Annotated in this window: 14 protein-coding genes; all 14 read right to left on the reverse strand. The window is 43.6% G+C overall.

What is annotated here, in order from left to right; translation table 11 throughout:
• Positions 1-12: 12 nt before the first annotated feature.
• The 14 genes from DBR43_RS19255 to DBR43_RS19320 all read right to left on the reverse strand — a co-directional run bounded on the left by DBR43_RS19255 (position 13) and on the right by DBR43_RS19320 (position 15,955).
• Positions 13-816, reverse strand: coding sequence for a phytanoyl-CoA dioxygenase family protein (locus tag DBR43_RS19255; protein ID WP_124583741.1), 804 nt, complete (start codon positions 814-816; stop codon positions 13-15).
• 23 nt (positions 817-839) lie between these two features.
• On the reverse strand, positions 840-1,865 hold the full coding sequence (locus DBR43_RS19260) for a GNAT family N-acetyltransferase (protein ID WP_124583743.1): 1,026 nt from the start codon (positions 1,863-1,865) through the stop codon (positions 840-842).
• Positions 1,866-1,879: 14 nt separating this feature from the next.
• The gene (locus DBR43_RS19265; RefSeq protein ID WP_124583745.1) at positions 1,880-3,028 is read right to left on the reverse strand and encodes a glycosyltransferase family 4 protein; all 1,149 of its coding nucleotides are present in this window, start codon (positions 3,026-3,028) and stop codon (positions 1,880-1,882) included.
• A gap of 155 nt (positions 3,029-3,183) precedes the next feature.
• Positions 3,184-4,539 carry a polysaccharide lyase family 1 protein gene (locus tag DBR43_RS19270; RefSeq protein WP_124583747.1) on the reverse strand — a complete coding sequence of 452 codons (1,356 nt, stop codon included), beginning with the start codon at positions 4,537-4,539 and terminating at the stop codon, positions 3,184-3,186.
• 479 nt (positions 4,540-5,018) lie between these two features.
• The gene (locus DBR43_RS19275; protein WP_124583749.1) at positions 5,019-6,113 is read right to left on the reverse strand and encodes an NAD-dependent epimerase; all 1,095 of its coding nucleotides are present in this window, start codon (positions 6,111-6,113) and stop codon (positions 5,019-5,021) included.
• 31 nt (positions 6,114-6,144) lie between these two features.
• On the reverse strand, positions 6,145-7,986 hold the full coding sequence (asnB, locus tag DBR43_RS19280) for an asparagine synthase (glutamine-hydrolyzing) (RefSeq protein WP_124583751.1): 1,842 nt from the start codon (positions 7,984-7,986) through the stop codon (positions 6,145-6,147).
• Positions 7,962-9,056 (reverse strand): glycosyltransferase, encoded by a 1,095-nt coding sequence (locus tag DBR43_RS19285; RefSeq protein ID WP_124583753.1) that lies wholly within the window; start codon positions 9,054-9,056, stop codon positions 7,962-7,964. Before DBR43_RS19285 ends, asnB begins: the two co-directional genes overlap by 25 nt.
• Positions 9,053-10,108, reverse strand: coding sequence for a RimK family alpha-L-glutamate ligase (locus DBR43_RS19290; protein ID WP_124583755.1), 1,056 nt, complete (start codon positions 10,106-10,108; stop codon positions 9,053-9,055). The genes DBR43_RS19285 and DBR43_RS19290 overlap by 4 nt, the downstream gene beginning before the upstream one ends.
• Complete coding sequence (locus DBR43_RS19295) at positions 10,109-10,654, reverse strand: hypothetical protein (protein WP_124583757.1); 546 nt, start codon at positions 10,652-10,654, stop codon at positions 10,109-10,111.
• Positions 10,638-11,843 carry a pyridoxal phosphate-dependent aminotransferase gene (locus tag DBR43_RS19300; protein ID WP_124583759.1) on the reverse strand — a complete coding sequence of 402 codons (1,206 nt, stop codon included), beginning with the start codon at positions 11,841-11,843 and terminating at the stop codon, positions 10,638-10,640. Before DBR43_RS19300 ends, DBR43_RS19295 begins: the two co-directional genes overlap by 17 nt.
• Before the next feature lie 21 nt (positions 11,844-11,864).
• A complete protein-coding gene (locus DBR43_RS19305) occupies positions 11,865-13,004 on the reverse strand; it encodes a glycosyltransferase (protein ID WP_158622549.1) in 1,140 nt (379 codons plus the stop codon).
• Positions 12,997-14,184: an O-antigen ligase family protein gene (locus DBR43_RS19310; RefSeq protein ID WP_124583763.1), complete on the reverse strand. Its 1,188-nt coding sequence runs from the start codon at positions 14,182-14,184 to the stop codon at positions 12,997-12,999. Before DBR43_RS19310 ends, DBR43_RS19305 begins: the two co-directional genes overlap by 8 nt.
• 5 nt (positions 14,185-14,189) lie before the next feature.
• The gene (locus DBR43_RS19315) at positions 14,190-15,275 is read right to left on the reverse strand and encodes a glycosyltransferase family 1 protein (RefSeq protein WP_124583765.1); all 1,086 of its coding nucleotides are present in this window, start codon (positions 15,273-15,275) and stop codon (positions 14,190-14,192) included.
• Positions 15,276-15,358: 83 nt separating this feature from the next.
• Entirely contained in the window at positions 15,359-15,955 is a 597-nt protein-coding gene (locus DBR43_RS19320; protein ID WP_124583767.1) for a sugar transferase, read from the reverse strand.
• Positions 15,956-15,963 lie beyond the last annotated feature (8 nt).

The following is a 15,963-nucleotide window of genomic DNA, read 5'->3' on the forward strand; positions in this document are numbered from 1 at the left end:
TTGATTTGTGAATTACTCCTGTCCTCTCTGGTACATTCTTTTTTCAACGGGCTGATAATACTCCTCGAAGTCAGCAGGAACCCTTGAATTGTAACCGATCACCTGTCGCAGGTCCTCGCTTAAACCCGCTCCGAAATCATAGCCGAGAAATCTTGGGTAGTCCATTTGTTGTTTCATAAAAGGTTTCGTAAAAGCCATGGTCAGCGCCCTTCTTGGCGCATCTGTATTGTTTTTACCCGCAGCATGCCATAGGTTCGCATCGAATAAAACGATGCTGCCTTTTTTCGCCAGGGCCCGGTCTGCCTGTTCATAAAAGCGGGAAGCTTCAGGTTTTTCATCAGATTTATGCGATCCTGAAAGGAAATAAGTCGCTCCGTTTTCCAGGGTAAAATCATCCAGCAGCACCATCATCTGAACCATCAGCCGATAAGAACCTGTAAAGGTCCTGATGTCCCTATGGATGTTCTGAACATAGGTCTGACTGTTTTTCAAATTGATCACCGCTCCTAAAGAATTGAGAATGTACTGTCCGCCCAGGAAATGCCGGATTTGTTGGTCACCAAACTTCTGTTCCAGAAATTTCAGAGAAAACAGGTCTTTTTCTACCAGATGATGAAGTGTTCCATCTGTGCTTTCCCCGATCCCGTTATTCACTTGTATTTTTCTCCTGAATTCGTAGGCCGGTTGAAGGGATTGCTTAATGTCCTCCACAAACTGCGGATCTAAAGCATTTTCATAAATAATCCAGCCATATTTTCCGATGACCTCATCAAACAAGACGAGGTCAGTCATGGAATAGTCCAATATATTTTGCATGATTAATTTGTTTTAAAAGCAGGCTACTGTCTGTAGGCAGGGAAGAAAGTAGATTCAGGACTGATCTCCGCTCCACGTTGAAGTACGAGTTCCTGATAGACTTCCTGGTCATTGATATAACACCAGATCCGGTCTGCAATCTGTAAATCGGAAAAATGTCGTTTAAACTGAAATAAGGAATCTTCTTTCCCCCCGACTCCCCCACCAAGGTGAAATATTTTCTTTCCCAATCTCCGGCCAATCATACTGATTTCATCAGTGAGTAATTTGCTTGGAGATACATTAAGGTATTTTTCGGAAGTCGCAGATAAGTGATTTCGGACCACATGCTCAGAGATCAGCAGCAATGCGCCGCAAATCAGCTCTGGTCCATCGTAAATCAGGATCAGCCGGTTGCTGAATTCCTCGGGATTCAGCAGGCCTGTAAAATAGGCCTCATCAAAATAATAACTCTTACCGGCATTTAACCGGTCCATATTTTTATGGTAGATCTCTGTGAATAAACGGATCTCCTCCGGGCTCCGGGCATCTTTGATCGTGTAATTCGTTTCTCTGAGTTTCCTGACCTGCCGCTTTAAACGCTTCTCATATCTGGCGCGTTGTTCTTCCTCAGTGATGGATAAATCCATATAAATGGTACTTCCGTTTGAGGAAACTCCACCAAGATTTTCGAGCAGATATTGCTGCGCTAAAAAAGGGTACAACCGGGTAAAGACGGTAACACAACGTTCGGCGGTCAGAAAGCGGCAGAATTCTTCTTTAAAAGACTGTAAAGAGCGCTCCGAAATCGCGCTGAAATCAGTGTCCGACACCGGCCCCGCGTAACCATAAACCGAGGTAAGGTCATAAAAAGAAGAATTGGCGATCCTTCTTTTTATCATTGGGAAAGCGATAAAAAAGCCTACTTCTTTATACACAAAAAGAAGGGGTTCTCCTTCCCTGTTCAGTGAATGATAATACCAGGTATGGTAAACTTCATAATTACAGGAACGTTTTACATAGGCATCCCATTCCGGCTTTTCCCGGACAATAAAACTTTGATATTGCATGGATTTTTTTGTGGTTAGTATTGGCCCTCAAGTACACGAATCATCATTTCATTCACCTTATTGACATCAAATTTTTCGATGGCATATTTCCTTCCATTGTTCCCAAAGCGGGTAACATCATCGGTATGCCTGATGTAATACTCCATTTTCGAGGCCAGTTGCGGCGCATCCTTTACCGGAACCAGAAATCCGTTCGCTTTCCTCAGCAAGGGATTAATCGTTTCCCGGCAACCCACAGAGTTGCAGGTAATCAGGGCCCGTCCCATCGCCATGCCCTCCAAAAGGCATCTCGGAACCCCTTCCCCATAATAGGAAGGCAGCACAACGACCGAAGATTCCCTGATGTAAGGACGTACATCTTCCCGTAATCCTAAATACTGAATCGTCCCATCGGACCTTATTTTTGCATATAAATCATCGCTTATGGCATCGATATTATCGTCGTAAGCCCCGATCAGCGTAAAATCAACCTCCGGAAATTTACCCTTGATTATTTTTGCAGCCTCATAATATTCCTTAATTCCCTTTGCATTGATGAGACGGGAAATCATTAAAAAATTAATGTGCTGTACATTTGGCTGCGAATATTCATAGCTGGACAAATCCACACCTGAACCATTGACCACGGTAACTTTGTTCTTTTTGCTGAGGATATGCTCACGGATCAGGAGCTCATAATCGTCCTGATTCTGGAAGATAATGTGTAGTCTTTTCGTCGCCCTCAGACTTAATTTAAGGAGTATTCTTGTGATCTTCTGTACCCATGTTCTGGGGCCGATGTTCAGGAAATTATAGCCCAGACCAGTCAGCATTGGTGTAATGAGCTTCACGCGGCAATACCTGGCCACAAAACAACCATAAATCACCGGTTTAAAGGTATAAGGAAAGAAGACATCCGGTTTGACCATCCGGATTACTTTGCGCAAGGCAAGCAGGTATTTCAGGTCTGAGCCTATGGAGACATTACTCGGATTGAGTTCATTCTCATAGACGGTCACCCCCATTTCCATCAGCCGATGGCTGATACTTTGCTGTTCAATCTGCGGACTGAACACCATTACCTCATGCTTTTCTACCAATGCTTCCATCAACTTTCCCCTGAAATCCAGCAGCGAGCGCGGAGAATCGCAGGAGATCAATATTTTCTTCCTTTCCGTTACCATCTTTATTTAATTTTATGAGATAAAATCTTTAGTCGAATTAGCGGGAAATAAGGGTATATTTAAGGGGCAGCCCGACAAATAGATGTCAGACCCGCCCCCTCAATATTTTAAAACCATAGCCTCCGGATTCCCGTCAGGCTGTGATCAAAGAAGTTTTAGCGTTTTAATGTGGCACCTGCGCCGGCAGATACGACTGCAGGAACATTTGCCGCAGCAATCAGTTGAGATTTATACTCATAAGATGGCACCCATGTTGATGCCGCTGTAGAGATTCTGTTTGCCTTACTGTTGGCGTAAATATTGGTCTCTGCACCACTCACATAACCAGGCTTAGCATTGTATTCCGTGAAAATTGGAATCGCCTGATTTTCAAAATAGTTGTTATCCGTTCTTACGGTAGCGCCCATCGTTACCCCGATTCCATAACCACTTCCATTTTGCAGGTAGTTATTGAAAACGTGCATGTAACCAAATCTGGTGCTTGGCTGACGTTCAGAAACGTTGTAAAAATAGTTGTTGTTTACCGTCACACGAAGGCGGCCGATATCGTCCGTATTCTCATCACCAAAGCCAATCAGCATTGGAATATGACTATCGTGCAACCTGTTCCAGGAAAGGGTCACATAGTCTGCTCTTTTCCCTACATCCAGTAATCCATCATAATAATCCCAGCCGTGGTTTCTGTCGGACGACAAGTCACAGTGGTCAATCCAGATGTGGTGTGCTCCTTCTTTAATGATGATGTTAGAATAAGTCACCACATTTCTGATGGTCATGTTCTGAACGATTACATTGCTGCTGCCGTACATCATCAGACCAACACCTTCCAGACTTGACCCGGTCAATCCGATAATGCTCTTATTGGATTTTACATTCAGGAATCCGGTTCCCGTAATTTTCCCGGACACGAGAACGATTAAAGTGGAGCTTGATTCTACTGCAGTCTTCAATGCAGACAGGCTCGTTACTGTTACTGTTTGTCCACCGATACCACCGGTAGTTTTACCATCAACTGAGGCAAAGCCGATCGCTGTTGAACCCGAAACCGGTTGTTCCGTCACTGGTGGCGTTACCGGAGGGAGAATCGTTGCCGTATTGCTGCCGTCCAGACTATAAGTATAGGTCCTTCCGTTGGTCCTTGGATCAGTGTTATCAGAGGCGGAGAAATACAGGCCACCTGCCCAATGGCTAAAAAGACCTTTTCCTTTGCTTCTGATGTCCGCGTGCATTGCATGCCCGGGACCAAGCTCTTTTCCATTTTCAAATACCTTAAGCGTAGAGGCCGAAGGGCTATTCTGCGAGTCACTTGTTCCGGGAATGTTAATCACTTTGTAGGAAAACCCACCATCACTGCTCGCTTTAGTTGCGTCAATTGTTTTAATTCCGGTAATGCTGCTTGCTCCACCACGGGCGGCTTCCGTAAGATCAGCTGGGTTTTCAGGGTTTGCCACATCCGAACCTTTTTTACATTTACTAAAAGTTAATAAAACCAGCAGTAGCAGAAGGTTCATGGGCAGTCGATTTGTTACGTTTTTTTTTCTTTCCATTTCTTGTTGTTAAAAGTACACAATGGTAACGCGAAAAAGCACCACCTTATACGTTCAAACAATTATGGAAAAGCACTGATTTTCAGTAAGAAAAGTCTAAAATCCAAACCTTATAAAAAAAACGGTTCTGATGGATTTAATTTCTAAAACCAGTTTATTATTCAATTAAAAAGCGGAATATTCCACAAGTTAATCAAATGAAAACAAGGGTTAGCAGAAGTAAAAAATGATTAATATACTTTCTGCCTGAAGATTTAATATTTATTGTAAAAAAGTCAGATTAATTTATTTTACCCGATCAATCAGGGGAAATCAGCAAGACAAATCAGCGAATTATTGTAATTTTTATGTCATAAACAACATGAAGAATTCCTAAAGCCCAATTTATACTCTCAAAAATTTGAAAATACGGACATTTATTTGTATACTTTTACTAGGATTTTTCAATGATATCCGGCAGGTTCCAGCTGCAATTGTATATTTTCTGTTACGAGGTAAAAATCTTTATACCAATTCACGAAATTCCGCACCCCTTCTGCCACAGAAACCCGGGGATGATACCCCATCATTTTTTTCATCGCTGAGATGTCTGCCCAGGTTTTAACGACATCCCCGTTTTGCATCGGCAAGTAGTGTTTATGCGCTACTTTTCCCAGATTTTTCTCAATCTCTGCAATGAACTCCATCAGGTCTACCGATTGTCCCCTGCCGATATTAAATACGCGGTAAGGTACTTTTGAACTGGCTGGGTTTGGTTTGAATTCATTCCATTCCGGATTGCTTTCTGCAGGATGGTCAATCACCCGGACAATCCCATCTACAATGTCGTCAATATAGGTGAAATCACGTTTCATCATTCCATTGTTAAACACTTCAATGTTTTTATTTTCAAGAATGGCTTTCGTGAACAGGAACAGCGCCATATCCGGTCTTCCCCATGGACCGTAGACCGTGAAGAACCTCAGCCCTGTAGTTGGAATCTGAAACAAATGACTGTAGGCATGGGCCATCAGCTCATTGCTCTTTTTCGAAGCCGCATATAGAGACACCGGATGATCCGCATGTTGAGTCGGGGAAAAAGGCATTTCCTTATTCAGTCCGTAAACACTGGAGGAACTGGCATACACCAGGTGTTTGGTATGGTGCGTTCTGCAGCATTCCAGAATGTTCAGGAAGCCGGTGATGTTGGATTCCAGATAAGCCCTTGGATTGCTCAAGCTATACCGCACCCCTGCCTGTGCAGCCAGGTTACATACGACATCAAAATGGCAATTTTTAAAGACTTTCTTTAATTTACCGTGGTCTGTAATGTCCAGCTTCACAAACTGATAATTGGGATATTTAGTACTCCTCAATTCCTTACCGTATACCAGGTCGGCCCTCATGATGCCCGTTTCCTCCAGCCGCCTGTACTTGAGGTTGACATCATAGTAATCATTAATGCTGTCTATTCCGACCACCTCATCACCTCTTTCCAACAGGAATTTCGCGAGGTGGAATCCAATAAAACCGGCTGTACCGGTAACCAATACTTTCATAACGATCGCTTTAAATTATAGATTAAGTAATTCAGGACGACAGGCTTTTATGCCATACTTCCAGACTGAACACACAAAAGAGAATTTTAGCCCTTCTTTCATCAGAAATGCGAACCTGTCTGGCCATCAGCTGCACAATGAAAGTTTTCCTGATTATTTTAGGATACAAAGCATCTGCTGCCAGCAGGTATTGCTCCATCACTTCCCGGAGCTCATGGTCTACCCATTTTTGCAATGGGATTTCAAAACCTCTTTTCGGCTGATCAATCAATTCTGCCGGAAGGTATTTCCGGCCCAGGTCTCTCAGGATAGGTTTGGTTTGAATGTTTCTGACTTTATAATGATCCGGCAAGCCGGGCGCAAAATCAAGGATTTCCTTGGCCAGAAAGGGACTTCGCCCTTCAATGGAGTGTGCCATTGTTGCAATGTCCATTTTTGGCAATAAGCGGCTAAACAACATGGATTCAAAATCCATCAGCAAAATCTTCTTTAAAGGCGATATGGAATAACCGTTATACCGCTCCAGATCCGCGGAAATCGCCAGCATTTGAGGTTTTTCAATAAAGACATCTTCAAAACCGACAAATAAATCTGAAGAAGCAGAACAATAAATCTTGACCAGATCCGCGTAGCTTGCAAATTTCAACAGCCGGTAACCATAGGTATAAAGGCTCTGTTTCTGATTGGCTACCGGCAGGATTTTAGTCAGAATCCCGGAACTGATTTTTGTAAACTGACTGGGGTTAAAAAAATCCAGGTGTTTAAAAGGAACATACCTTCGATAACCTCCAAATAACTCATCCGCCCCATCTCCGTTTAAGACCACCGTAATGTATTTCTTAGCGGCTTTGGCCACATAATAACTGGGAATTGCCGAGTTGTCGGAATTGGGTTCCCCATGATTTGAAATGATCTTTTCGATATCATTTGCCAGATCGGCAAAATCAATTTCCACCACGGTATGTTCCGTATCGTACTTTTTCGCCACCTTTTCTGCAAGCAGTGATTCATCAAATGATCCCGCTACTTTCACGGTAAAAGTCTTGAGCCTGGATTGCTGCTGCGCCGCCATCGCGGTGACCAGTCCACTGTCGATCCCTCCGCTCAAAAAGGAACCTACATCCAGGTCCGCGCTTTCTATTCTGCGTTTTACTGCGGTTTTTAAATGCTCGTCCAGCTGGCTTAATGAATCTTCATAATTCAAATGATGCGCATGCCGATAGGCATCTTCTATCTTAAACCAGGAATGCTGTTCCGACACTCCGGAGCGGGCATCAATCACCAGGTAGTTTCCGTTTTCCAATTCATTGACCAAATGGTAAGGCGTTGCTTTCCGGTAATAATGCCCCAGATAGAGGTAATCGGCCATTGCCGCATAATTCACTTCCGGCCGGCAAACGCGGTAAAGGATATTGAGTTCCGAGGAAAAAACATAACTCGCTCCCTTATTATAAATGTATAAAGGTTTTTTCCCTGCCCTGTCCCTGGCCAGGTACATTTTAAGGTTTATCGTATCATACAAAGCGAAGGCAAACATGCCATCAAATTCTTCCAGCATCTTCATTCCTATCTGTTCAAATAACATCAGGATGGTCAGTGTATCGGAATTTGAAGCCGCCCTGAGGTTATATTTCTGCCTCAGCTCCATGTGGTTGTAGATCTCTCCGTTAAACACGATAACCAGTCCATTGTGCTTCATCGGTTGCTGCCCCGATACCGTCAAATCCTGAATGGCCAGTCTGGTATGGTAAAGGTTTACCGGATCCAGGTTGAAACAGCCCTGCTCGTCAGGTCCGCGGTGAAACAACCCTTCAAAGATCTGTTCCTTCGCGATCGCATGTTCATAATTTAATGTTCCAAAGATTCCACACATCGCGATTCCGTTTTTTCAATCAGTGCTTTCCATTGCTCCATCACTACGGCTTCAGAAAATTCGGCTTCAATGTATTGCCTTCCCCTTTCGCCGAGTTCTTTCCGCTCTGCCTCCGTAATATTCATGACCTTTAACAGCTTGCCTGCCAAGTCGTATTCATCCTGTTTTTCAAATAAAAAACCACAGTTCACCGCAGTCAGCAGTTCCCTATTCCCGTCAATATCGCTCACCAGTACCGGTAAAGCATGCGCCATCGCCTCCAGCACTGCATTGGGCATTCCCTCCGAGAAGGAAGAGAGTACAAAAGCATCTGACTGTTTCAGAAAAATTGAGGCGTCCGGCCTAAAACCAATCAGGTTTACCCGCTCCTGAATGTTCAGCTCTTCGATCATCTGATAGGGCCAGCTTACGCCGCCCAGTTCCCCGATAATATCCACACTAAAGTTCCGGTCTTTGATCAGTGCAATCGCTTTAAACAAGGTTGGATAATCTTTATTCCACCTGAAATGCCCTACACAAACCCATTTAAAAACCTCCCCTCTTTCTACTGCCGGCGAAATCTCCTCAGGAATAAAAATGCCGTTATGAATCACCATTCCTTGCTTTAAGCGGGGATTCCTGCTTTCAAAATTACTTTTAGAAGCCGCTGAATTATAGACCACTGCATCATCCAATCCCGTGGTCATTTTAAATGGCACAAACCATTTTGCCGGGAGGACAGAAATTCTGATGCTCGAGATGAGCTTAAACTTTAAGTTCATTTTCAACAAACGGGCAAAAATGATGGCGATAAACATAAAGGCAATCAGCACATCCGGTTTAAATTTTTTTACCCTTCCATAGAGCAGCCGGAGATTGGACATAAAATGCGCAGACCAGCTTTTCAAAAACACCACTTCCAGCCCGGATTTTTCGAGTACTTCCTTAAATTCATCTATAGGTTTCAGCGAAATGATCAGTACCTGCTCCCCTTCCGATTTCAGAAAAAGTGCCAGCTTTAACAATTGCGTTTCTGCGCCACCTTTACTCATGGAAGGGGTCAGTAAAATCACACGTTTGGGAGCTTTCATAAAGCAGATGCCGATAGGTAAGCTTTCACCTGTTTCTGTTTAATCCTGAACACCACATCTACATATTTCGCATCCCAGGAATTGAAAAGACTGAAGTGTTGTTTATAAAAAGCATAAGCCTTTTTCCTGACTTCCATTTTTGGGTTCGGTTGATAAAAAGGACTCACCTCCAGATAAATAGGCTCTGTACTGAGGTCATCGTCCTGCCAGGTAATGTCGAAAGCTCCGGTGGTCAGTTCCAGCGAACGGAAAGTATCGATAATGTGCTGTCTCCAGTGCTCCGGAAAAGAATCAAAATCAACTTCACTGCCATAACTTGTCGATGTTGGCTTCCATTCTTTGTCTTTATTGATCCGCCAGTAATGGAGTACAATTTCCCCATCCACCAGAATGACCCGCAGGTCTTTCCGCATATTGATCAGTTCCTGGGCAATGATGTGTCTGTTCTTTCTGATAAAATCGGGATTAGCAACCAGTCTGGCGAGGTCAGCATAGCTGGCAATCTTGAACAGCCCTTCAGCAGAGCAGGAATGTTCTGCCTTAATCAGGTAGGGGAATTTTATTTTTGCATGTAGCAGGTGTTTCATGGAATCAAAAATCCTGGTCCTCGGTTCATGAACTTTCGCCATATAAAAGCGCTGGTGCATATAGGTTTTATTTTCCCAGAAAATCGTCTCACACTGTTTTGGAAAGACCTCATTTCCCTGAATTTCCAGCTGCCGGGTGATGTGTAATAAAATATTGGTATAATCGTCGAAACCATAAATATTGTACCTGTTGTTGATGGAAAAGAAAATCTTCTTGTCGTGGTATTTGCCGATTTTTTTTCCGGTCACCATTCTGAATTCTTTATTTTCTGCCACCAGGCCGGCAATTGTGGCCATGTCCCAGATAAAAGCATCCGATCCGAAATAAAGGAGCGAGAGGTTGGGAATCCAGATGAGGATCTCGCTTTTGGAATGGTAAAGTTTCCAGAACCTGATCCATTTAATGCTGACAATAATCTGAAAAATTCTCGCAAGTCTTTTGAGTATCCTGGTGATCGATTTCATCTATTTGTTGTTTGAGTTGATTAATTCTATTTCTTTAATGCCCAGATAGGTAATCGGAAGGCCACTTATGTCCTGAATCAGTTCATCGTATAGTTTCATCTCGCCATACTCATGGTTATAACTCAGGTCATCAATATAGACGACAGGGAGCCCCATTGAAATCAGGGTTTTGATATAATACATTTTGTCCGCAGCACGGGCGACAAGGATCAGGTCGCAACCCTCAAGCCCACAGGACCGCAGCCATTCTTGCGTAGTCCGGTAACTCAGGAAGCTTCTTGCGGAGATAAAGATCACTTTTGCTTCTTTTCGCTTGCAGACAATGAGCTTACGCATACCCAGAAATACCGATAAAGAGCGATACCTGTCTTGCTCCTTATCGTACACCAGCTCTTGTAGTGATGGCCAGGTATCCGCAAGCGTATTGTCTATGTCTACGAGATAAACAGGAACCGAGGGTTTCAGGTTAGCCTTGATCCTGTGGAATTTCAATTTAAATAAACGGCTGAAAAAGCCGTAATAGATCATCTTAAACAGCCCTTTCATCGATCAGGTCTAAAACAAAGTTCATTTCCATACATGATTTTAAGCTTTCGATGATGTAATTGTTTTCTGTTCTCGAACGCGAGGCCAGCCTGATGAACTGCCCTTCCAGTCCGATTTTATCATCACAGGTCCGGATATAGATGCCATAGGTAATCAACAGCTTGGCGACAAATTCTGAAGCCATGATGCCATTGGTCAATTCAATGAGCACAAAATTCGCCATGCTTGGATAAACCTTAATGTAAGGGAGCTGCCGGAGTTCTTTGATAAATTCCAGCGTTTCTACAATGTATTTTACGCGGAGGATATCATACCTCATGGCAAAGTCGCTCCTGGCATACAACCTGAAAAAGTATTCCGCCAGTCCGTTGGAATTCCAGAGGTAACCGTTGTTCAGCAGTTGCTGAACATATTCCTGCCTCATGATGCCATATCCTGCCCGGATTCCGGCCACACCAAAATCCTTAGACATGCTCTTAATGACAATCAGGTTTGGGTTTTCCTCCACCAGACTGGCCAGAGAAACCAGCTGATAGCTTTTACTCTCATACGCAAAATGGATAAAACTTTCATCTACGATGATGTTCTTTACAAACCACAATTCGTCCAGAATGCGCTGTACATCGACCACCCTGATGTAAGCCCCATTAGGGTTATTGGGGTTGATGAGGACAATCGTATCCGGCCGGTGAAACTTGACTTTCGCAATGTAATGCTCCACATCCAGGCTGTAATCTTCTGCTTTGGAAAGTTCATTATAAATCACTTCCACCCCTTCTTTCACGTACTCGTAATACGAAGAAAAAGTAGGGATATTGATCATGATCTTTTGCTCGGTAAAGTTGTGGATCACGGCCTGGATGATCTCAATAGCACCATTTCCGATAAAAATCTGCTTAGGATTGATCGCCAGGAATTCGGCCAGAATTTCAGCAATCACGCTATTCTGTGAAGGATAACACTCGAGCAGGTCTCTGATCTTTCCGGTTTCCAGGATTTCCTTATTGAAATATTCAATAAACAGATCTGTTGCATAAGGGTTGGACAGAAAGCAGGCGTCGATTTTAATTTCCACCTCGGGAAGCTTTTGCCTGAAGGTAAAAATGCCAGGTGAATGTGATCCCGCTTCATTTTTTAAGATTTCCAGTTTTTTGACAACTATCAATTCTTCATCAGTAAATTTCATCATCTTGTTTCGGTATTGAATGGTTCAACAATAGAGTTCCCGAACTTTATGCTCCGATAAGTTCATGGCAATCGCATACACTTTTAAATGCTTGCAAGCAGAAATACCAATGGTATATTTCTTTTCATAATCTTTTTTTAAATTCTCCTTTATAAGGACCTTATCCGAACTGTATAAGGCCTGTTTTAAAGCGTCATAATAAGCCGCTGTACTGACATCCTCGCTTAAAAAACCGGTAACACCGGTACTGATCATTTCATTCATACCGCCGATGGGCGTGCATACGGGAATACATCCCACAGACATCGCCTCGATCAGGGAGATCGGCATTCCTTCCCAGGTGCTCGACAAGCAGAAGGCATCTGCGATACTCAGGTAATCCCCTACATTTTTCTTTCCGCCCAGAAACTCAATATGGTCATCTGCACCGACCTGTTTTTTCAGACGCTGGTACAATTTCTCGTCTTTCACTTCCCCGATCAGGAGCAATCGGCAAGGCCTGAGCTCCGTTTCATTGATTTTCTGAACCACCTCAATCAGGAGTTTCTGGTTCTTTTCCGGAGAAATCCGGCCGATATGAACGAGTAGAAAACCAGATCCCGCCCCTTTATATTTCCTGAGCAGTTCCTCCCGCTCTTCTGTCATCTGCATTGGAGGCCGCGCATTTTCAATCACCACATCATTCCTCAACCGGTAATACTCCCGGTAAGATTTACTGCAATTGCCGGAGATGGTTACCGGGATCACTTTATTCCTTTTATAAAACAGCTTGCGGAACAGCTTCAACATTCGTCCGGGACATTCCGCTTCTGCCAGGTTATGTATCGTATGAAAAAAAATAGTATCATTTCTATCCAGGCGGTACAACAGCAGATACTCGCTGCTATTTTGATGACTGTGTACAATATCAGGTGCCTGAGCCTTTAGCCAGGCCGTGAGTTTCATCAGTACCGACCAGCTGAATCCGCTTTTCTTTTCAAAAGAAACATAGGTTACCCGATCGTCTATCTCTCCAATAAAGCTGTCTTCTTTCGCGTTTCCGCAGAGCGAAACGAGTATAATCTCGTACTCCGGTTTACAGGACATTTCATTACAAAGGTCGATCACGAAGCGCTCCGCACCTCCCCTGGCGAGGTTACCGATGATGTGTATGATCTTAGACATGAGCTTCTTTTTGTCGTTGGTACAGGTGAAGGATACTGAAATAGAGAAAAACCGTTGGCCCGTCTGCACTGATGAGCCATGGGTTATGCGAAAGCGCATTCACGGAAACCCCTAAAAAAGAGAAACAGAGACAGGCCAGCATGGCATTTTCCGGTTCCCTAAGGTGATGAAAGACATAGATACAGGCCTTTCCCACCCGATAATAAATCGCCGCCAGCAAACCCAATCCCAGAAAAGGGCCGAGGTAAGTGAAAAATATCAGGTAAGCATTATGAGAAGTAATCCCCGAAGAAAACACGTAATCCCGGTAAATCACATCGCTCCAGTTTTTGCCGTAAAAAATCAGCCCATAAGGGTAATCCGTATAGATGCGCAGGTTTTCTTCGGCCAGGTTGGAGCGGTTGTATGCCGCATCGTTATGGTTGTTCTTCGTTAGTATATTATTGTAGGAATCCAGGTTGTCTTTGAGTACATAATTGTATAACAGTCCGCAAACCAATACCATCAAGGCAATAACCAGAACCGCTCTGAAACGGTAGTACAATACCAGAAACAAAAAGGTTGCCCCCACAAATCCGACAAATACTGAACGTTGCATCCCCAGAAAAACAAAGAGCAGACAGCCTCCTAAAGCAATTCCTTTGACGATCAAAGGCGTTTTAAAAGCACAGGTGCAAATGAAAGCGAAAGGAACCAATGCCGCCAGCTGGTAACCATAAGAAAACTGACTGAGTGCAATTCCCGCCGGGCTTTGTAAAATCCGATCCCCCATAATCAGCTCCCTCAGGGTATCCATCTCTCCATAATAATGATTGAGGACCATCACGATAGAAGAAAAGAACAATAAACCATAAAACAACCAAACTGAAACATTGAACCTCCGCTCGCTATTGCCCACAAAATAGTTAAAATAGAAAGCACAGATCATGATGCACAGGATGTTGGCCGCAAAACTATTGACTTCCGAAAGGCCGATTACATAGTAGAAAAATAAGGCCAGACAAAGCAGGATGAGCTCCCTTCCATATTGGAACTTAACCGCTCCTTTTTCCCGGAATAAAAATACCAGTGGAAAGCAGAACAGAAAGGGGGCAGGGATCCGGAATACATCCGTCAGGAAGATCCCGAAGGCCAATGTTCCCAGATAAAACATCATGAGCAGTGTGACAATTAATTTCATAGAAATCAGGTATTATTGATGCTTTGTTTAAAAAAACTGATGAATTTCTCCGCGTCATTGAGGGCCTTCTCATACCTTTCCTGGCCATTTCTCGCAATTGCTCTGTAATACTTATAGTTGTTGATGATCTCCGTTAACTGGCCCTCCAGTCCAGATAAGTTCCAATGCACCGGAACATAGGTTTCGTCTGCAATAAAAAGATCCGGAAAGGTTTCTATATGACTCATGACTGGTTTTACCAGCACTGCGCCGGAAATAAAAGTTTCAAAATCACGGTAACAGATCTCTCCCCATCCAAAGGGGCTGACACTCAACTTCGAAGACTTCAGCTCTTTCCAGTACCTTGTTTTACTGACATTGGCACCCGTTGCCATCTGCAGGTTCATTTCTTTGAAAAGAGAAAGCAAATGGTTTCTCTGGTAAAAAACACCCTTCTGACCTTCATTATCGGAATGAATGGTTCCCCGGTAAGCCAGGTCATAAGGTCTTTGCTGGTAGACATCTGCAAAGCGAACAGGGTACAAATTATAGCTCAGGTAATTGCTCAGCCGACTCATTTTATACCCGAAATACCGGTAATCATTAAAGCCGATATTCCATCCCAACCTTACTTTATAAAGTTCCTTCGGCGGACAAGGATCAAACCTTTTTCTTTCCTCCGGAGATAAGCAGTTTAACCATACCCTGATGTCTTTCGTTCCCTCCGGATTTACATAATAATCCCGATTCAGCAGCAGCTGTTTTTTAAGAAAAACATCCACATAAGGAAGCACAGGAAAATCGTATGAGCCCGTGGAATCGGCAGCATCAAACCAGATCAGCCGATCTACAGCGCCCCTTAAAGACAGGAGAAAGCGAAAGAGAAAATCCTCATTCCTGGCGTTTCGTTTATTGATGTTCTGCCATCCTTCGGCGAAATACCGGGAATGAATCAGTACATAATCGGCATCAGATAAGCCTTTATCGCGATGATCAACGTGGAATTCTACCTTCAGCCCATGGTCCAGCAATTGCCTTTTCCATCGGTGAAAATGATGGGTCTCCCCATAATATTGTTTTGAAGGCCAATCCAGAATCTTTAAAATTTTCATCAGCACATGTTGTTTTTCAATGGACAGGAATCGATCATAAACCCCTTGTTCATTGATAGTTAAGCGGAATGCTCATGATGCTTTCATTTCAGCAGGATGCTCTTCAGCGTATAGGAAATGATTTTAAAATCGATCCAAAGGTTATGGTGATCGATATATTCCAGATTCTGACTGATTTTAGAAGGGATCACATTGTGGATATAAAAGCTTTCCGGATCTTCGGCTGTGGCCAGCAAACTGCTTTCGTCAATATACTTAATCGAAGCCCAGTCGGTGATTCCGGGCTTTACGCTCAGTACCCGCTGCTGACTGCTGTCGTACATCTCCACATATTTAAGTACCTCGGGCCTTGGGCCAACAAAGCTCATCTCCCCTTTCAGAATATTCAGCAATTGCGGAAGTTCATCCACTTTATGTTTTCTTAACCAGCAGCCTACCTTGGTAATCCTCGCATCATGATCCCCTATCGTCAGTAAGCCCATCTTATCTGCATCCGGGCACATGGTCCTGAACTTAATCAGCTGAAAACATTTCTGGTTCAGCCCGACACGTGTCTGCCTGTAAAACACAGGCCCTTTATGCTCTCTTTTCAATAAGATAGCGACCAGTAAGAATACCGGCAGGAGGAAAAATATCCCGATCAGGGAAAAAAATATATCGAACAATCTTTTCGCATCCATGAGCCCAA

Origin of the sequence: Pedobacter sp. KBW06 (genome assembly GCF_003852525.1) — a bacterium.
Lineage (GTDB): Bacteria > Bacteroidota > Bacteroidia > Sphingobacteriales > Sphingobacteriaceae > Pedobacter.